Genomic DNA, 20,096 nt, shown 5'->3' with positions numbered 1-20,096 from the left:
GAGGGGCCGCAAATCCCAATAGAGCCGACCTATTCGGTCAGGATTCCTGCTCCTACGGCGGCCGGAGGGCCCAGCTCGCGCCCGACCGGCGCCTCCGCGGGCTCCGCCGGGCCCCGGGCGTCTAGCTCCCGCCACACCGGGAAAACCAGCGGCGCGAGCGTGACCGCGAGGTACAGCGCCCCCGTGCCCAGCAGCGCCGCCACCAGACCCCGGGCGTCCAGGGCCAGGCCCGCACCGAGCATGCCCAGCGGCGTCGCCGCCAGCGCGGCGGCCAGCAGCAGACCGAACACCCGCCCCCGGACCTCCTCGGGCACCCGCTCGTAGGCCACCGACATCATCAGCGGCCCCACGATCCCCGACCCGATGCCGGACAGGGCCAGTACCGTCAAGAGCACCGGTACCCGGGGCTCGGCGGCCAGTGCGGCACACCGCACCGCCCCCACCAGGACGAAGGCCCCGACGAAGACCGCGCGCCGTGGCATCCGGTGGCCCGCCCAGCCGTACAGGGCCGCCCCGAGCAGCGCGCCGGCCCCCATGGCGGTCACCATCGCCCCGAACAGGGCGCTGCTGTGCAGCACCTGGGTCCCGTACGCCGGATAGAGCACGCCGTTCAGCGCCCCGTCCAGGGCGTTGGTCAGCATCAGGACCCCCACCATCGCCCCCAGGAGCCGGTCCCTGCGCAACTGCCTCAGCCCGAAACGCAGTTCCTGGGCGTAGGAACCGGCCGGCGGTGCGCCGTCGGCCGGGCGGGGGCGGGTTGCCGCCGGCACCAGGGCCGCCACGAGGAGCGCCACCAGCACCATCGCCGCCACGTCCGCGTACAAGGTGCGCACGGGGCCGACCGTCGCGATGAGCAGACCGGCGAGCGGCGCCCCCGCCATCATGCCGATCCGGCGGGCTCCCTCGACGGCTCCCGTCGCCCGCTCCGCCGTGACCCCCGCGCGTGCCATCGCCCCGGGCAGGAGCAACTGCTTGGACGTGTCGGACGGCCCGCGCGCGGCCCCCACCGAGAAGACCAGGAGGATGAGGACGGGCAGGGGCAGGGCGCCGAAGGCGTGCAGGAGCGGGATCAGGCTGATCGCCGCGGCCGTCAACAGGTCCGCTCCGATGCTCGTCGCGCGCACGGGCAGCCGGTCGACCACCGGACCCGCGAGCACGGCGGAACAGAGCAGGCCCAGCACCTCGGCGGTGGCGACGAGCCCCGTCCGGGTGCCGCTGCCGGTGCTGTGCAGGACGAACCAGGGCACGGCGACCAGGGTCGCCGCCATGCCGAGCGAGGAGGTCCCGGAGGCGGCCACCAGGGCGGCCAGCGGGGTGCGGCGGCGCGGTGAGGCGGAGCCGCCGGGGTACGAGCTGGTCATACGAGGTTCCTTCCGGCACCGCCGCGCCGCCCGGCAGCCCGCGGTGGGGCCTGCCGGGCGGCGTGGTGCCCGGGGATCGTGGGGTCAGCCGGCCATGCTCACGCGGAGGCTGAGCGGGCGCATGTCGGTCCACACCCACTCGACGTGCGCGAGGCACTCCTCCTTGGTGCCGTGTACGCCCTGGTCGTGCCAGCCGAGCGGGACGGGCCGGCCGGCCTCCCAGAGGGAGTACTGCTCCTCGTCGTTGGCGACGACCAGGTACTGCTGCGGGGACGAGTCGTTCACGGTGTTCTCCTCGATGGATCAGGAATGCGGAAGGTGTTCGGGGTACGGCGTCTCGTAGTCAGGAGGGTCAGGAGGGCAGGGCCGCGGCCAGCAGCTCCGCCAGTGCGGCGCAGTGCGGCGGGTCCACCAGGTCGTGGTGGTTGCCCGGGACCGCGGCCCGTACGACGGCGCCCGCGGTGCGCGGCCGCCAGGCCGCCGGGTCCACCAGCGGGGTCGCGAGCTCCGGATGGCGCTCGTCGACCGTGAAGAGGTGCAGGCCGACGGCGAGCACGGCGTCGGTGCGGTAGGCGGCGGAGGCCGCCCCGTTCGCCTCGGCGACCCGCAGCAGTCTGCGCAGGGCCTCCGTGGGCGAGGTGCGGGGCAGCGTGCCCTCCTCGCGGCCCCGGCGCACCAGGACGTCGAGCAGCTCCTCCTCGTCCAGTTCGCGCGCCGAGCCGGCATCGATCCCGGCGGCGATGCCGTACCGCAGCAGGTCCGGATCGCCCGGCCCGCCCGCCGCACCGGAGCGGCCCCCGGGAGCCGTTCCCGGCGCCGCCGCGTCGATCAGTCCGAGGAAGGCGACCTCCTCGCCGGCGGCTTCCAGCCGGGCCGCCATCTCATAGGCCACCGTCCCGCCGAACGACCAGCCGGCCAGCAGGTACGGGCCGTGCGGCTGCTCCTCGCGGAGCGCGGCCAGATAGCGCTCGGCCATCTCGGGCACCCGCTCCAGCGGCTGCTCGCCGGTGTTGTAGCCCACCGACTCCAGACCCAGGATCCGCCGGTCGCCCCCGGGACGGGCGGCGAGGTCCCGCACCAGGTCCCGGTAGCAGACGACGTCGCCGCCCCGCGGGTGGACGAGGACCAGCGGCGGCCGGGACGGGTCCCCGTCGGCCAGCGGGACCAGCAGCCTGGCGGCGGCCGCCCCCGCGTCCGGCAGGGCCTCGCAGAGCAGCTCCACGGTGCGCCGACGGAACACCAGGTTCAGCGGCAGTTCCACACCGAACTCCCGGCGCACGGCCGCCATCAGGGCGAAGGCCTTGAGCGAATGCCCGCCGAGCGCGAAGAAGTCGTCGCGCACCCCGATCGGGGCCGTCCCCAGGGTCTGCTCCCACAGCCGGGCCATCCGCAGCTCGGTCGTGTCGCGCGGGGCGAGGTGCCCCGTGCCGTCGCCGCGCGCCGCGTCCGCCGAAGGAGCGGGCAGCGCCTTGCGGTCGAGCTTGCCGTTCGGGGTGAGCGGGAGCCGCTCCAGGGCGGTCAGGACCGCCGGGACCATGTACTCGGGGAGGTCCTGGCGCAGGAAGTCGCCGAGCTCCCGCACGTCGCCCGCCTCGTCCCGCCAGGTCACGTAGCCGGCCAGTACCGCGTCCACCCCCGTACCGTGGACGGCCACGGCCGCCGCCAGCACCCGCGGGTGGCGGGCGAGCGCGGACTCGATCTCGCCGAGCTCCATCCGGTGGCCGCGCACCTTCACCTGGCCGTCGGCCCGGCCCCGGTACTCCAGCGTGCCGTCCGCGAGCCGTCGTACGAGGTCACCGGTGCGGTACAGCCGTTCGCCCGCCGCGTACGGGTCGGGCACGAACCGGTCCGCGGTCAGCGCAGGCCGCCCGTGGTAGCCGCGGGCCACCCCGTCGCCGCCGATGTACAGCTCGCCGAACACCCCGACCGGTACCGGCCGCAGGGCCGCGTCCAGCACGTGCAGTCGGGTGTTGGCGAGCGCCGAGCCGATCGGAACGGACCCGTCGCCGACGGGACCGGACAGCCGGTGCGCCGTGGACCAGACGGTGGTCTCCGTCGGCCCGTACACGTTCCAGACGGTGCCCAGGGCCGTGCGCATCCGCTCGGCCAGGGCCGAGGGCAGCGCCTCGCCGCCGCACAGCGCCCGCACGTGGGGCGCCTGCCAGCCGGACTCCATCAGCTGGTGCCAGGTGGCCGGAGTGGCCTGGACGACCGTGACCGGTGCCGAGTCCAGCTCCTTCGCGAGGAGGGTGCCGTCCCGCGCGGTCTCCCGGTCGACGACCCGTACGGTGGCCCCGCACACGAGCGGGACCAGCAGCTCCAGCACGGCGATGTCGAAGGAGGCCGTGGTGACGGCCGCGACCGTGTCACCGGCCGTCAGCTCCAGCCTGCGCACCATGTCCCGGGTGAAGTTGGCCAGCGCCCGGTGCGGGACGGTGACCCCCTTCGGGCGTCCCGTCGAGCCCGAGGTGTACAGGGCGTACGCCAGTTGCTCCGGCTCCCACCGCACGGGTGCGAAGTCGGCCCGCGCGCTCCCGTCCCCGGCCAGGGCGTCGAGGTCCACCACGGTGACCCCGTCCGGTGCCTGCGCGGCGGCGGACAGCCCCGACACCACCAGCACCCGGGCGCCGCTGTCCGCGAGCATGTAGCCGATCCGGTCGGCCGGATAACCGGGGTCGACGGGCACGTACAGGCCGCCGGAGCGCAGGACGCCCAGCAGCGCCGCCGGCAGCAGCACGGAGCGTTCCGCGCAGACGGCCACCGCCGTGTCCGGGCCCGCGCCGAGGCGGGCGAGCTCCCGGGCGAGGCGGCCCGACACCTCCCACAACCCGGCGTACGTCAGGCTCCGTTCCCCGTCGTCCACGGCCACGGCCTCCGGCGTACGGGAGGCCTGCTCACCGACGAGCACGGGCAGCGGCCGGTCGGCGGCCGGCTCGGCGGACCCGCCGCCCGCACGCAGGATCCGGCGCTCCTCGGCCGGGCCCATCAGGGGCAGCGCGCCCAGCGGGGTCGCGGGGTCGGCCACCGCGGCCGTGAGCAGTTCGGTCAGCGCCGAGGTCATGCGCTCGACGGTCGCCCGGTCGAACAGGTCGGTCGCGAACACGGCCTCGCCGCGCAGGGCGCCCTCCTCCTCGACGAAGTACAGCGAGAGGTCGAACTTCGAGGCCCCGCTGGCCAGCGAGAGCGGTTCGACGTCCAGCCCGGCCGGCGCGGGCGGCGCGGCGGCCTCCTCGTCGAGCACCAACATCACCTGGAACAGCGGGTTGCGGCTCAGGTCGCGTTCCGGCCGCACCTCTTCCACCAGACGCTCGAACGGCACCTCCTGGTGGGCGTAGGCCCCCAGGGCCGTCTCGCGGGCCCGGTCCAGCAGTTCGTCGAAGGCGGGGTCGCCGGACAGGTCGGTGCGCAGCACCAGGTTGTTGACGAAGAAGCCGATGAGCGGCTCCAGTTCGGTGCGGTCGCGACCCGCGATGGGGGAGCCCACCGCCACGTCCTCACTGCCCGACCAGCGGGCCAGCAGGGCCTGGAAGCCGGCCAGCAGCACCATGAACAAGGTGGCGTCGTGCCGGCGTCCCAGCTCGCGCAGCCCGTGCAGCAGCGGCTCGGGCAGGACGAAGGGGAACTGCTCGCCGCGCCCGGACGGGGTGGCCGGCCGGGGCCGGTCGGTGGGCAGGTCCAGCGGGGCGAGCCCGGCGAGCCGCTCCCGCCAGTGGGCCAAGGTGCCGGCGAGCGCGTCACCGCTCAGCCGGTCGCGCTGCCAGGACGCGAAATCGCGGTAGGAGACGGCGAGTTCAGGCAGCGGCTCGGCCCCTTCGAGGGTGCGGGCCCGGTAGGCGGCGAAGAACTCCCGCCAGAACACCCCCACCGACCAGCCGTCGAAGGCGATGTGATGGGCGACGATCACCAGGAGGTGCTCCTGCGCCGCGATCCGTACCAGGCGGGCCCGCAGCGGGCCCGCGGCCGCCAGGTCGAAGGGCAGCGCGGCGTCGTGCGCCGCCAGCTCCCGCGCCCGCTCACCGGCGGTCTCCGCATCCAGCTCCGACAGGTCGGTGAAGGACGGGGTGAACATCGAGACCGGACCGGGCACGACGCGGGCCGCGAAGGCGCCCCCGCCGCTCTCCTCCCCGGATTCGCTCTCCTCGATCCGCGAGCGCAGCACCTCGTGCCGGGCGACGACGTCCGTCAGCGCCGCCAGGGCAGCGGCGGTGTCGAGCTCCCCGGTCAGCCGTACGGCACCGGGCATGTTGTAGTCGGGCCGGCCCGGCTGGAGCCGGTCCAGCAGCCACAGCCGCTGCTGTCCGAAGGACAGCGGGCCGGGCCCCTCGGGCAGCGCGGGGATCGCCGGTCCCGTCGTGCCCGCCGCACCCAGCGAGGCGAGCGCCCGGGCGAGGTCCTCGGCCACCGGGTGGCGGAAGAGCAGCTGCATCGGAATGTCCAGCTCCAGCAGGGCGCGCAGCCGGGAGATGACCCGGGTGGCGCGCAAGGAGTGCCCGCCCCGCTCGAAGAAGTGGTCGCGGACCCCGATCGGGCCCTCGCCGAGCACCTCCTCCCAGACCTCGGTGACCGTCTGCTCCAGCGGCGTGCGCGGGGCGACGTGCGCCCGGTGCCCGCCGGCCGAGCCGGGCTCCGGCGCGGGCAGCGCCCGGCGGTCGGTCTTCCCGTTCGGGGTGAGCGGCAGTGCGTCCAGCACCACCAGCGCGGAGGGCACCATCGCGGCCGGCAGGGCCGCGCGCACGAAGTCCAGTACGGCGGCCGGATCACCGCTCCCGTCCCGCCACACCACGTACGCGGCGAGCAGCCGGTCGGCGCCCTCGCCGTGCGCGGCCGCCACGGCCCGGGTCACGTCCGGGTGGTGCAGCAGGGCGGCCTCGACCTCGCCGAGTTCGATCCGGTGGCCGCGGACCTTGACCTGGTTGTCGCGGCGGCCGTGGAACTCCAGCACGCCGTCGGAGCGCAGCCGTGCCAGGTCGCCGGTGCGGTACATGCGCGCGCCGGGCGGCCCGTACGGATCCGGCGGATAGGCCTCGGCGGTGCGGGCCGGATCGCCGAGGTAGCCGCGGGCCACCCCGCGCCCGGCGATGAACAGTTCACCGATCGCGCCCCGGGGCAGCGGTTCGAGGTGCTCGCCGAGCACGAGCACCCGCGCGCCGGGCAGCGGCCGCCCGATGGGGATGCGGCCCGCCTCGATGTCGGCCTCCGTCACCACGTGGTACGTGGTGGTGTTGGTGCACTCGGTGGGACCGTACTGGTTGACCAGCCGCAGTGTGCCGGGCGCGCCCAGGGTGTGCGCGGAGCGGGCCAGTCCGGCCGTCAGCGCCTCACCGGTGGTCATCACCAGCCGCAGTGCCGCCGCGGGCTCGGTGACGGCGGCGACCAGCGGTTCCAGCATCGACGGGACGATCGACAGCAGCGCCGTCACGCCTTCGGCGTGCAACAGCCGGGCCAGCGCGTCCGGGTCCCCGGCCTCGTCCTGCGAGGCCAGCACGATCCGCCCACCGGTGGTCAGCGGCGCGAACAGGTCGCGTACCGACGGGTCGAAGGTCAGCGCCGTACGGGCGAGCACGGCGTCCTCGGGGCCGAGGTCGAAGGTGGCGGCCAGCGCCGCCAGATAGCCGGTGATCGCGGCGTGGGTGACGGCCACGCCCTTGGGGCGGCCGGTGGATCCGGAGGTGTACAGCAGGTAGGCGAGGTGCGCGGGGGAGGCGGGGGCGGCCGGCTCCGTGGCGGGCAGCGCGTCGATTAGCTGCTGCTCGGCGTCGAGGTCCAGGACGGGTAGGTCGCCGGTCAGGTCCGCGGGCAGCCCGCCCGGCAGGCCCGCCGTCAGCACCAGGTGGGCGCCGCTGTCGGCGAGGACCGTGCGGATCCGCTCGGCCGGATGTCCCGCGTCGAGGGGCACGTAGGCGCCGCCGGCCTTCAGCACCGCGAGGACGCAGACCAGCATGCGCGGGTCGCGCCCGGCGAGGACGGCCACCCGGGTCTCGGGGCCGGTCCCGAGCTCCCGCAGGCGGTGGGCCAGCCGGTTGGCGGCCGCGTCGAGCTCGCCGTAGCTGGTGGTGCGGCCCTCGCAGGTCACGGCCGGCGCGTCCGGCCGCAGCCGGGCCTGCTCCGCCACCAGCCAGTGCAGGGTCCGGGCCACCGGCCGGTCCGGCCGCGCCGCGGACTCCTCGCCGAGCAGCGCGGCGTGATCCTGCGGGGACAGCACGTCCAGCCGGGACAGCGGCGCGTCGGGGGTCTCGGCCGCACCGGCCAACAGCCGCAGGTAGTGCCCGCCGAACCGCTCGACCGTGGCCCGGTCGAAGAGGTCCGTCGCGTACTGGACGGTGCCGGTCAGACCGCCGGGGTGCTCGGTCATCGCGAGGCTGAGGTCGAACTTGGCGGTCCCGTTGGAGGTGTCCAGGCTCTCGACCTCCACGCCGTCCAGCGGCAGGGCGTCGAGCTGCTCGGGATGCAGCTGGAACAGCACGTCGAAGAGCGGGTTGCGGCTGAGGTCGCGCTCCGGCCGCAGCTCCTCCACCAGCCGGTCGAAGGGGACGTCCTGGTGCTCGTACGCGGCCAGCGCGGTCCGGCGCACCCGGCCCAGCAGTTCGTCGAAGGCGGGGTCGCCGGACAGGTCGGTGCGCAGCACCAGGGTGTTGACGAAGAAGCCGACGAGCGGCTCCAGTTCGGTGCGGTCGCGGCCCGCGATGGGCGAGCCCACCGCGATGTCCGCCTGGCCGGTGTAGCGGGCCAACAGCGCCTGGAAGCCGGCCAGCAGCACCATGAACAAGGTGGCGCCGCGCTCGCGGGCCAGCGCGCCGAGCCGCTCGGCGAGCTCGGCCGGGACCTCGAAGACGAAGGCGTCGCCCGCGCCCGAGCGCACCTGGGGCCGCGGCCGGTCCGTGGGCAGCTCCAGGGCCGGGAGGCCGCCCAGGGCCGCCCGCCAGTGGGCGATGCCCGCGTCGGCGTCGCCGTCCGCCAGTCGCCGCTGCTGCCAGTACGCGAAGTCCCCGTACTGGACCGGAAGTTCCGGCAGTGCGGGACGCTCGCCGCGGCGCAGCGCCGCGTAGGCCCCCGACAGTTCCCGCCACAGCACCGGCATCGACCAGCCGTCGCCGACGGTGTGGTGCAGGACCAGGACGAGGAGGTGCTCGTCGTCCGCGACCCGCACCACGCGGGCCCGCAGCAGGGGAGCGGAGCCCAGGTCGAAGGGGGCGGCGGCGTCCGCGTGGGCCAGGCCGAGCGCCCGCGAGCGGGCCTCCTCGCGGGGCAGGTCCCCCAGGTCGGTGCGGACGGGGGCGAAGACCTCCGGTGCCTCCACGGTCTGTACGGGGCCCCGCGGGCCCTCGGTGATCCGCGAGCGCAGCACCTCGTGCCGGGTCACCACCGCGCACAGCGCGGCGGCCAGCGCGTCGGCGTCGAGCGGGCCGTGCAGCCGGGTCGCGACGGGGATGTTGTAGTCGGGCCGGCCGGGCTGGAGCTGGTCCAGGAACCACAGCCGCTGCTGCGCGAACGACAGCGGCGCGGGCTCCCCGGCGGGCCGGGCGCCGATCGCGGTGACGGCGACCGTGGCCGCGGCGGCACCCTCAGCGCGCAGCGCGTCCAGCGCCGCCGCGAACCGTTCCAGCGTCGGGTGCTCGAACAGCAGCCGCAGCGGCACGCCGGTGCCCAGCCGGGCGCCGAGCCGCGACACGGCGCGGGTGGCCCGCAGGGAGTGGCCGCCGAGCGCGAAGAAGTCGTCGTGGCGGCCGATCCGCCCGGTGTCCAGCACCTCGCCCCATACGGCCGCGGCGAGTTCCTCGGTCGGCGTGGCCGGTGCGGCGAACTCGGCCCGGCGCACCCCCTCTTCGGGGGGCGCGGGCAGCGCGCGCCGGTCCAGCTTGCCGTTCGGGGTCACCGGCAGGGCCGCGAGCGCAACGATCGCCGAGGGCAGCATGTACGCGGGCAGCCGGGCGCCGAGGGCCCGGAGCAGCTCGGCCGGCTCGGCCACCTGCCCGTCCGAGGGCACCACGTAGGCGACGAGGCGCTGCTCGCCGGGGGTGTCCTCGCGGACCACCACCGCGGCGTGCCCGACCTGCGGGCAGCGGGCCAGCTCGGCCTCGATCTCGCCCGGCTCGATCCGGTGGCCGCGGATCTTGACCTGCTGGTCGCTGCGGCCCAGGTAGTCGACGGTGCCGTCGGGGCGCCGCCGGGCCAGGTCGCCCGTCCGGTACATCCGGGCGCCCGGGGCGCCGTACGGGTCCGGGGTGAACTGCCGCGCGGTCAGGCCGGGCCGGCCCAGGTAGCCGCGGGCCACGCCGGTGCCGCCGATGCACAGCTCGCCGACGGCACCCTGCGGCACCGGGCGGCCGCGCTCGTCCAGGACGTACAGGCGGGTGTCGTCCAGGGCGGTGCCGATGGGGATCCGGCCGTCCACGGAGGCTCCGGCGCGGGGGTCCAGCCGGTGGCCCGTGGCGAAGGTGGTCGTCTCGGTGGGTCCGTAGACGTTGACCAGGACGGTGTCCGGAGCCTGCTCCAGGGCACGGGCGAAGGAGTGCGGAGAGGCGGCCTCGCCGCCCGTCCACACCTCCCGTACGTGGGTCAGGAGTTCCACGCACTCCTCGACCACCAGGTTGAACAGGGCGGCGGTGAGGAACATCGAGGTGATCCGGTGCTCCTCCACCAGTGCGGCCAGGGCCGCGGTGTCCATCCGGCCGGGCGGCGCCATGACCACCTGTCCGCCGGACAGCAGCGGCACCCACAGTTCGTACGTCGAGGCGTCGAACGCCAGCGGGGAGTGGGCCAGCACCCGCCGGTGTGCGGCGCCGAAGGCGGCGTCGCGGGCGAGCGCCGCGACGTTGGCGTGCGTGACGCCGATGCCCTTCGGCTCTCCAGTGGAACCGGAGGTGTACATCACGTACGCCAGCTGGTCCGGCGCGCAGGGCGGGTACGGGCCCGGCGCGCCGGCCGGGATCCCGTCCGCCGGGGCGCCCACGTCGAGCACCGGCACGGGCGAGGTGCGGACCGCCTCGTGGTCGGCCGTCGCCGGATCGGCGAGCAGCAGGCGGGCGCCGGTCCGCTCCAGCATCCAGTGCAGTCGGGCGACGGGGAACCCGTCGCCGAGCGGGACGTAGACCCCGCCGGCCTTCAGGACGGCCAGGATCGCCACCGGAAGGTGGACCGAGCGCTCCATCAGCAGGGCCACGGGGGTCTCGCGCCCCACCCCGGCGGCGGTCAGCCGGGCCGCCAGCAGGTCGGAGCGGGAGTCGAGTTCGGCGAAGCCGAGGCGATCGGCGCCGCAGACCACGGCCTCGGCGCCGGGGGTGCGCCGGACCTGCTCGGCGAACAGCTCCACCAGGGTGGCCGGGGCGAGGTCCCGGCGGACCGCGCCGTGGCCCTCGGCCGCGAGCCGGGCCGCGGTCGGGGCGGAGGGCAGCAGCTCGGCCACGGGGCGGTCGGGCTCCTCGGCGGCGGAGGCCAGCAGCTCCAGGTAGTGGCCGAGGACGAGCTCGGCCGTGGCCCGGTCGAACAGGTCGGTGTCGAAGACGAGCGAGCCGGAGCAGGTCTCGGCGCCCTCGGAGACGAAGACGCTCAGGTCGAAGAGCGATCCGCCGAAGTCGGTCCGCACGGACCGCGCGTCCAGGCCCGGCAGTCGCAGTCCGGCCGTCTCGTCCGGGGCGGACGCGAACATCACCTGCACGAGCGGGTTGCGGTCGCCGACGCGCTCGGGGCTCAGGTGCTCCACCAGCCGGTCGAAGGGCACCTCCTGGTGGTCGTACGCGTCCACCGTCGCCCGGCGGACCCGGCCGAGCAGTTCGCGGAACCCGGCATCGCCCGACAGGTCGGCGCGCAGCACCACGGTGTTGACGAAGAACCCGACGAGGGGCTCCAGTTCCACCCGGTCGCGCCCGGCCACCGGAGTGCCGACGGCGATGTCGGCGCGGCCGGCGTAGCGGGCCAGGGCCACCTGGAAGCCGGCCAGCAGGGTCATGAAGAGGGTGGCGCCGGAGCCCTCGGCGATCCCGCGCAGCCGTGCGGTGAGCGTCGCGTCGAGGGTGAAGTCCAGGCTGGCGCCGTCGCCGCTGCGGCGGGTGGGCCGGGGCCGGTCCGCGGGCAGCTCGAGGGGCTCCAGCCCCGCGAGGCGCTCCTCCCACCAGCGCAGCTGTCCGTTCATCGCACCGCTCGCGAACCGGTCGCGCTGGGTACGGGCGTACGCCTGGTAGTCGAGGGGGAGCGGCACGTGCGGGAGGGGCCGCTCACCGAGCAGGGCCGCGTAGCCCGCGGAGAACTCCTGCCAGAGCAGGCCCATGGACCAGCCGTCGGTGGCGATGTGGTGGACCACCAGCACCAGCAGGTGGTCCTCCGCGCCCAGCCGGATCAGCAGGGCGCGCAGCAGCGGGCCCGCCGCGAGGTCGAAGGGTCTGCGGACCTCCTCGCGGGCCAGGGCGTGGGCCCGCTCCTCCAGTTCGGCGAGGGGGGCGCTGCCCAGGTCCAGCACCGGCAGCGGGACGGCTTCCGGCGCGGGCAGGACCACCGGGTGCGGGGCGCCGTCGCGCTCCTCGAAGACGGTGCGCAGCGGTGCGTGGCGGGCCACGACGGCCGTCAGGCTCCGGCGCAGCAGGTCCGGGCGGACGGGGCCGCGCAGCCGTACGACCTCGGGGATCGCATAGCCGGGGGTGCCGTCCATCATCCGGTCCACCAGCCACATCCGCTCCTGGGCGAACGAGGCGACGGGCTCGGCGGCGGGGCCGTCGGCCGACGGGGCCGGGGCGGTCGCGGCGGCCGGACCGGCCGCCGAGTCGTCCAGCGCGGCGCGCACCCGGCGGCGCAGCAGTTCGCGGGCGGCGGCCAGGCGGCTGTCCGTGCCGGTGGCCGGCAGGCTCTCCTGGGTGGTCACGAGGTCTCTCCCTGAAGTACGAGTGAAGGAACGGCGTCGGCGGTGGCGGCGAACGGGGCCGTCTCGGCCTCCAGTTCGGCCAGCAGCACGGTCTCGACCGCCATGGCGAGGGCGGCGACGGTCCGCTGTTCGAAGAGGGTGTGCAGGGGCAGGTCCAGGCCGAGGGACTGGCGCAGTCGGGCCGCCACCCGGGTGGCGCTCAGCGAGTGACCCCCGAGGGCGAAGAAGTCGTCGTGGCGGCCGATCCGCGGCGCGTCCAGTACGGAGGCCCAGACCATGGCGACCAGTTCCTCGGTCTCCCCGGCGGGCGGCTCGTACCCGGTGGCGGCGGCCGCCGCGGCGGGCGCCGGCAGCGCCCTGCGATCGAGCTTGCCGTTCGCCGTGACGGGCAGCCCGTCCACGACCACCAGCACCGGGACCATGTACTCCGGCAGGGAGCGGCCCAGTTCGGCGCGCATCGACTCGGGGTCCGGGGCCGCGGCCGTCCCGGCCCCGGCCCCGGCCTCCGGGACGACGTACCCGACGAGCCTGCGCTCGCCCGGAACGTCCTCGCGGACCACGACCGCGGCCCGCCCGACACCCGGGAGGCGGCCCAGCGCCGTCTCGATCTCGCCGAGTTCGATCCGGAAGCCGTGGATCTTCACCTGGTCGTCGGTGCGGCCCAGGTACTCCACCGAGCCGTCGGCCCGGTGGCGGGCCAGGTCGCCGGTGCGGTACATGCGCGAGCCCGGCGGGCCGAACGGGTCCAGCGGGAACCGCTCCGCGGTCAGCGCCGGGCGGCGCAGGTACCCGCGGGCCAGGCCCGCGCCCGCCAGGAACAGCTCGCCCGCGACCCCCACCGGCACGGGCCGCCCCCGCGGATCGAGCACGTACAGCGAGGTGTTCCAGATCGGACGGCCGATCGGTACGGGCCCGCTCTCCTCGCGGCGGCAGTCCCAGTGCGTGACGTCCACGGCCGCCTCGGTGGGCCCGTACAGGTTGTGCAGGGGCACGTCGAGCACGTCGAGGAAGCGGTTCTTCAGCTCCTCCGGCAGCGCCTCGCCACTGCACACGACCCGGCGCAGCGACCGGCAGTGGCCCGCCTCGGGATCCTCCACGAACGCGGCCAGCATGGACGGGACGAAGTGGACGGTGGTGACCGCCTCCTCCTGGATCACCCGGGTGAGGTAGGCGGGGTCCTTGTGCCCGCCCGGCTCGGCGACCACCAGGGCGGCGCCGGTCAGCAGCGGCCAGAAGAACTCCCACACCGAGACGTCGAAGCCGAACGGGGTCTTCTGGAGCACCCGGTCGTCCGAGCCCAGCCGGTACCGGTCCTGCATCCACAGCAACCGGTTGACGATGGCCGAGTGCTCCACGACGACGGCCTTGGGCCGCCCTGTCGACCCGGACGTGTAGATCACGTACGCGGGGTGCGCGGGCAGCGGGGCCCGGCGCACCGTACCGGTGGTCCCGTCGTGGACGGCCCCCGGATCCAGCCGGGGCAGGTCCGCCGCGGCCGGCAGCGTCGCGGCCACCGCGTGGTCCGCGAGCAGCAGCACGGGCTCGGCGTCGGACAGCAGGTACGCGATCCGGTCCGCCGGCAGCGAGGGGTCCACCGGAAGGTAGGCGGCGCCCGACTTCAGCACGGCCAGCAGAGAGACCACCATCTCGGTGGAGCGGTGCAGGGCGACCGCGACGATCCGCTCCGGACCGGCGCCCCGGGCGGACAGCTGACCGGCCAGCAGCTCGGCGCGGGCGTCGAGTTCGGCGTACGACAGGCGCTCGCCGCGGAAGACGGTCGCCGGGGCGCCGGGCGTCCGGGCCACCTGCTGTTCGAACAGCTCCACCAGCGTGGTGTCGGGGACGGGCACGGCCGTGCCGTTCCACTCCCGGATCAGCCGGTGCTGCTCCGCGGAGAGCAGGTCCACCTCGCCGACCGGGGTGGAGGGGGCGTCGGCCACGGCCGTCAGCAGCCGCTCCAGCGCCTCGCCCAGGCTGCGGGCCGTCCGTGCGTCGAGGACGTCCGTGCGGTGGTCGAGGTGCAGCCGCAGCCGCTCCCCGGGCAGCACGATGAGGTTGACGGTGTAATGCGTGGCGTCCGAGCCCTCCACCCCGGTCAGCCGCGGCCCACCGGCCAGGTCCCGCATCGACTCCAGGTCGAGCGGATAGTTCTCGACGACGACCGTGGTGTCGAACAGGGCGCCCAGACCCGCCGCCCGCTGGATGCCGGCGAGCCCGACGTGCTGGTGGTCCATCAGCTCCGCCTGCTCGTCCTGGAACCGGGCGAGCGCCGCCAGCAGCGGCTCGTCCTCCCGGATCCGGAACCGCACGGGCAGGGTGTTGATCAGCAGGCCGACCATTTCCTCGATGCCCGCGACGTCCGCGGTCCGCCCGGAGACGGTCCCGCCGAACACCACGTCGTCCCGCCCGGTCACCCGGCCCAGCAGGACCGCCCAGACGCCCTGGACCACGCTGTTGAGGGTTACGCCCGCGGTACGGGCCCGCGCGGCGAGCCGCGTCGTGAGCTCCGCCGACAGCTCGACCGTGGCCCGCTCGGGCAGCGCGTCGATCCGGTTCGGGTCGGCCGCGCCCAGCAGGGTCGGCTCCTCCAGCCCGGCGAGCGCACCGCTCCACGCCGCCTCCGCGGCGCCGTCGTCCTGGCGGGCCAGCCAGTCCAGGTGCGAGCGGTACGGGACCGCTTCCGCGACCGCGCCGTCCCCGGCGCCCGGGGCGTGTTCGGCGTACCCGGTGAGCAGTTCGCGCAGCAGCACCGCCGAGGACCAGCCGTCCCACACGATGTGGTGGTTCGTCATGACCAGCCGGTGCTCGCCCGCGCCGAACCGGACCAGGGTGAAGCGCACCAGCGGCGGCCGCTCCAGGTCGAAGCGGCGGGCCCGGTCGGCCGCGAGCAGCCGCTCCCACTCCTGCTGCCGGTCGGCCGAGCCGAGCCCGCCGAGGTCAACGGCTTCCCACGGCGCTCCGGCGGACTCGACGACGATCTGCACCGGCCGGTCCAGACCCTGGTCGGTGAAGGCGGAGCGCAGCGCGGTGTGGCGGCGCAGCAGCCGGTCACAGGCCGTCCGCAGGGCGTCTTCGGCCAGGGCGCCGTCCAGGGTGAGGACGATCTGGCCGGTGTAGGCGTCCATCGCGCCCGTGTCGAAGGCGGAGTGGAAGAACAGGCCCTCCTGGAGCGGCGAGAGCGGCAGAACGTCGGCGAGCCCCGGGTAACGCGCGGCCAGCGCGTCGGTCTCCGGCTGTGTCAGCCGTACCAGCGGCAGGTCGCGGGGGGTGAGGCGGCGCGGCCGGGGGGCGCCGGTCCAGCCGGCCAGTAGGCGCAGGGCCTCGTCCCAAGCCGCCACCAGGGCGTCCGCCTCGGCATCGGTCAGCAGGGCGCGGGGATGGGTGACCACCGCGGTGAAGGAGGGACCGTCGGCGCCGTCCACGGCCATGGCGTCGATCTGCAGGGCGTGTTCGACGGGCATCGCCGGATCCACGTCGGCCCGCAGTCCGCCCGCTTCGGGGGCCGGGTTCCAGGGCGCCCCGTCCCCGCCGGCGAACCGGCCCAGGTAGTTGAACAGGACGCCGGGGCGGGGGAGGCCGGACAGCTGTGCGGCGCTCCGCGGATCGAGCCGGCTCAGCAGACCGAAGCCCGTGCCGTGGTCCGGTACGGAGGCGACCGCCGCGTGGATGCGGGCGACCAGCTCGGCGAGGGCGTCGCCGCCCCGGGCCGCCGCGTCCAGGTCGAGGCCGTCCAGGTCGAACCGGACCGGGTACTGGGTGGTGAACCAGCCGACCGTGCGCGCCAGGTCGTGACGGCCGGTGCGGTCGACGCGGCCGTGGCCCTCCAGGTCGACCAGCAACGACCCCGGGGCGCTGCCGGGGGAGCGCAGCCGGTGGCCCGCGAGGACCAGGCCCGCGAGCAGCACCTCGGCCGGACCGGTGCGCAGCGCGCCGGGCACCCGCGTCAGCAGCGGGCCGGCGACCTCGGCGGGCAGGTCGAGCGTCAGGGTGCGGGCGGTGCCCGCGGTGTCCCGTGCCGGGTCGGGGACCCGGTGCCAGGGTTCCTGCAGGTCCGCGCCGGCCCCGGGGGTCTCCAAGGTCGAGCGCCAGAACGGGAGTTCGGCGAGCACTTCCGGGGAACGCGCCTGGAGTTCGAGGTGGTGGGCCCACGCACGGAACGAGACCTCCCCGTCCGAGGCCGGCAGCGGACGCCCGGCGACGGCGGCCTCCCAGGCCGCGGCCAGGTCCGCCGTCAGGATCCGCCAGGACACCCCGTCCACGGCCAGGTGGTGCACGCACAGCAGCAGTCGGTCCGGCGACGCCCCACCGGCATCGAAGCGCACCGCTCGCAGCATCACCGAGGCCGCGGGATCCAGTTGTCCGGCCGCCTCCCGTGCCGCCTGCGCCACGATCGCGGCGCGGGCGGACCCGTCCGACCCCGCGGCACCGACGGTGCGGTAGAGCCGGGACACGTCGACGGAACCGGGCTCGCCCACCGTGCACAGCGGGCCCTCGGGTCCGGTGGTCACGCCCAGGCGCAGCGCCCCGTGCCGGTCCACGACCGACTGCAGGACCCGTACGAGCGTGGCGTCGTCCGCACCCTCGGGCAGGGCCAGCACCATGGACTGGCTGAAGCGCCCGATCGGGCCCGGCCCGTCGAGGAGCCAGCGCATGACCGGGGTCGCGGGAAGGGGACCGTGCTCCGTGACGGCCGGACCGGCGGCCTCGGAGGCACCGGGGGCCGGCTCGCCGACGGCCGCGGCGAGGGCGGCCGCCGTCTTGTGCGCGAACACCTCGCGCAGGGTGAAGGAGAAGCCCCGGGCCCGGGCCCGGCTGGTCAGGCTGAGGGCGGCGATGCTGTCGCCGCCGAGCTCGAAGAAGTTGTCGTCGGGGGTGGCGGCGGTACCGAGGGCCTCGGAGAACAGCGCCGCGAGGGCCAACTCGGTGGCGCCGTAGGCACGCTCGGGGCGCTCCGGACGGTCCGCGGCCTCGGGTACGTGCAGCCGGGCGCGGTCCACCTTGCCGCTCGCGGTGAGGGGTAGCCGGTCCACCGCCACGAAGGTGCGGGGCACCATGTAGGTCGGCAGGAGGCGACCCAACTCCGCTGCGAGCAGGTCCGGTTCGGGCGCCGGGCCACCGTCGCCCGGCGGCGCCACGAAGGCGACGAGCCGTCGGGCCTCGCCCGCGGGGGCGTGCACCACGACCGCGGCCTGCCCCACCGAGGGCTGCCGGCCGAGCACCGCCTCGATCTCGCCCAGTTCGATCCGGTGCCCGTTGATCTTGACCTGTCGGTCCACCCGTCCGAGGAACTCCAGTTCGCCCCGCGCCGACCAGCGCACGAGGTCGCCCGTCCGGTACATCCGCGCACCGGGAACGCCGGAGAAGGGGTCGGGCACGAAGCGGTCGGCCGTCATGGCGGCGCGTCCCGCGTATCCCCGAGCCAGACCGGCACCGGCCACGCACAGCTCGCCGGTCGCGCCCGGCGGCAGCAGCCGCAGCGCCCGGTCGACCACGTAGGCGCGGTGGTTGGCCATCGGCCGCCCGATGGGCGGGATCCGGCCGTACGAGGGCGGAACCACCCGGTGCATGGTGACGGACACGGCGGCCTCGGTGGGCCCGTACGCGTTCCAGACCTCGCGGCCGTCCACCGCCCAGCGGTCGACGGCGTCCCCCGACGGGGCCTCGCCGCCCGTGGACAGGAACCGCAGTGCGGGCAGGGCGGCCGGGTCCAGCAGCGGCAGGAGCGCCGGCGGGAGATCGGCGACGGTCACCGCGTGCTCGGCGAGCAGGGCCTGGAGGCGGTCGACGTCGACCCGTTCGGCTTCGGTGGCCAGGACCAGGGTGGAACCGCTCAGCAGCGCGCCGAAGACGTCCAGGACGGACACGTCGAAGGAGAGCGAGGCGAAGCCGAGGAAGCGCTCGGTGTCACCTGATCCGGATGCGCCGCTGCCGCCCGCGCCGCTGCCGCCCGCGCCGCTGCCGCCCGCGCCGCACAGGGCGAGGTGGCCGTGGACGAAGTCGACCGCCGCCGCGTGCGGGACGACGACGCCCTTCGGCTCGCCCGTACTGCCGGAGGTGTACAGCAGGTACGCGGCGGACGCGGCCGGCACTGCTGCGCCCGCCCGGTTGCCGCCCGTCCGGCCGCTCACCGTTCCCGGGTCGACCACGGACGCGAGGTCGACCGGCAGCCGGTCGAGGCTACCGGGCCCGGCGACGATCGTGCCCAGCCCCGCGTCGCGCACGATGTAGGCGATGCGCTCCGGCGGCAGGCCGGGGTCGAGCGGTACGTAGCAGCCGCCCGCCTTCAGGACGCCGAGCAGGGCCGCGACCATCGCGGGGGAGCGCTCCACGCACACGCCGACCGGCGTGCCCGGATCCACGGCCCGACCCAGCCGGTCCGCGATGTCCGCCGCCCAGGCATCGAGTTGACGATACGTCACCTCCTGATCGGCGCAGATCACGGCCACCTTGTCAGGGGTGCGCGCCGCCTCCTCCTCGAAGAGCGTGTGCAGCAGCCCGTCCCCGGGGGCCGGGTCGACGCCGCCCTCCGCGAAAGCGGCGAGCTGCTTCTCGTCCTCGGCGGTGAGGAAGGGCAGCGAGCTCACCGGGGCCTCGTCGTCGGCCGTGGCGAGCGCGACGAGGAAGCGGGTGAACCGCACGCGCAGCGCGTCGAGTTCCGCCGGGCCGACGTCGGCGGCGTCGCCCTCGGCCTGCACGGTCAGCGGGCTGTCGCCACCGCGGTCGTAGACGTTGAGGGAGACGTGCTCCACGGGGCCGACCGAGAGGTTGTGCGCGGAGGCGGGCGCGCCGGCGAACGACAGCTCGTAGTCGAAGGACATGAGGTTGACGGCGGCGTCCCACAGCCGGGGCCCGGTTCCGGTGAGTTCCTCGATCCGGTACCGCTGGTGGCGCAGGGCCTCCTTGATGCCGGCGGAGGTGTGGCGGAGCAGTTCGCCGACCGTGGTGTCCCCGGTCACCGCCAGCCGCAGCGGCAGGACCTTCGAGAACATGCCGGGTGTCCGGCGGGCGTCCGGTGTGGTGCGGCCGGTGACCGGTAGGCCCAGGACCACGTCCTCCGTGGCGCCCGCGCGGTGCAGGTGGGCGGCGGCCGCGGCCATCACCAGCGCGGACCAGCGCGTGCCGTGTCGGCGCGCGGCATCGCGCAGGGTACGGGCATCGGCGGGGTCGAGCTCGCCGCTCACCCGCACCGTGGTACCCGACGCGGGCGCCGGGACGCTGCCGGTGAAGGACACGGGCTCGGGGGCGCCGTCCAGCCGGCCCCGCCAGAACTCCCGGTCGACCGACGACCGTTCGGAGCGGGCGTACTCCTCCTCCCCGGCCACGATCTGCTCCCACGGCGTGGACTCCGGGGCCGGTACGGGCTCTCCCGCGACGAGCGCCGAGTACACCTCGGCGGTCCGCCGGGCCAGGATCGAACCGGTGACCCCGTCCGCGACGAGGTGGTGGTACCCCTGCATCCAGCGGTACGTCGCCGGACCGGTCCGCACCAGGAGGTGCCGGCACACGTCACCGGTCGCCAGGTCCGTCGGCCGGGCCAGCTCGGCGCGCATCAGCCGCTCGGACTCGGCGTCCGGGTCCGGGTGGTCACTGACGTCGGCCGTCTCCATCCGCAGCGGCGGCGGACCGGAGGGTATCTGGCACACCACTCCGTCCACCTCGGCGAAGCGGACGCACAGCGTCTCGGTTCCGGCCACCGTCGTGCGCACCGCCTCGGCGAGCAGCTCCGGATCCACCGCCCCGCGGATCTCCAGGTACTCGGCGATGGTGTAGTCGAGATGGGTGGGGTCGAGCTGCTGCGCGAACCAGACGCCGTTCTGCGGCGGGGTCAGGGGCAGCGGCCCGCGGTCGTGAGTGGCCATGCGGTGGTCAGTCTCCTCAGTCGG

Annotated in this window: 4 protein-coding genes; all 4 read right to left on the bottom strand. The window is 75.5% G+C overall.

Translation table 11 applies throughout. From position 1 onward, the window contains the following. Positions 1 to 29 precede the first annotated feature (29 nt). The 4 genes from ACIQK6_RS24860 to ACIQK6_RS24845 all read right to left on the bottom strand — a co-directional run bounded on the left by ACIQK6_RS24860 (position 30) and on the right by ACIQK6_RS24845 (position 20,072). Positions 30 to 1,361 carry an MFS transporter gene (locus ACIQK6_RS24860; RefSeq protein ID WP_402695487.1) on the bottom strand — a complete coding sequence of 444 codons (1,332 nt, stop codon included), beginning with the start codon at positions 1,359 to 1,361 and terminating at the stop codon, positions 30 to 32. Between the two features lie 84 nt (positions 1,362 to 1,445). Further along, on the bottom strand, positions 1,446 to 1,646 hold the full coding sequence (locus tag ACIQK6_RS24855) for an MbtH family protein (protein WP_402695486.1): 201 nt from the start codon (positions 1,644 to 1,646) through the stop codon (positions 1,446 to 1,448). A 67-nt stretch (positions 1,647 to 1,713) separates the two neighbouring features. After that, positions 1,714 to 12,213 (bottom strand): amino acid adenylation domain-containing protein, encoded by a 10,500-nt coding sequence (locus ACIQK6_RS24850; protein ID WP_402695485.1) that lies wholly within the window; start codon positions 12,211 to 12,213, stop codon positions 1,714 to 1,716. Beyond that, positions 12,210 to 20,072 carry an amino acid adenylation domain-containing protein gene (locus ACIQK6_RS24845; protein WP_402695484.1) on the bottom strand — a complete coding sequence of 2,621 codons (7,863 nt, stop codon included), beginning with the start codon at positions 20,070 to 20,072 and terminating at the stop codon, positions 12,210 to 12,212. Before ACIQK6_RS24845 ends, ACIQK6_RS24850 begins: the two co-directional genes overlap by 4 nt. Positions 20,073 to 20,096 lie beyond the last annotated feature (24 nt).

It is taken from the genome of Streptomyces sp. NPDC091682 (assembly GCF_044756625.1).
In the GTDB taxonomy this organism is placed as follows: Bacteria; Actinomycetota; Actinomycetes; order Streptomycetales; family Streptomycetaceae; genus Streptomyces.
The sequence above is the reverse complement of the archived record's forward strand: the minus strand, read 5'-3'. Positions and strand labels throughout refer to the sequence as shown.

Coding starts and splice junctions, on each gene's coding strand:
- ACIQK6_RS24860 (WP_402695487.1), bottom strand. CDS start 1,361: ATGACCAGCTCGTACCCCGGCGGCTCCGCCTCACCGCGCCGCCGCACC.
- ACIQK6_RS24845 (WP_402695484.1), bottom strand. CDS start 20,072: ATGGCCACTCACGACCGCGGGCCGCTGCCCCTGACCCCGCCGCAGAAC.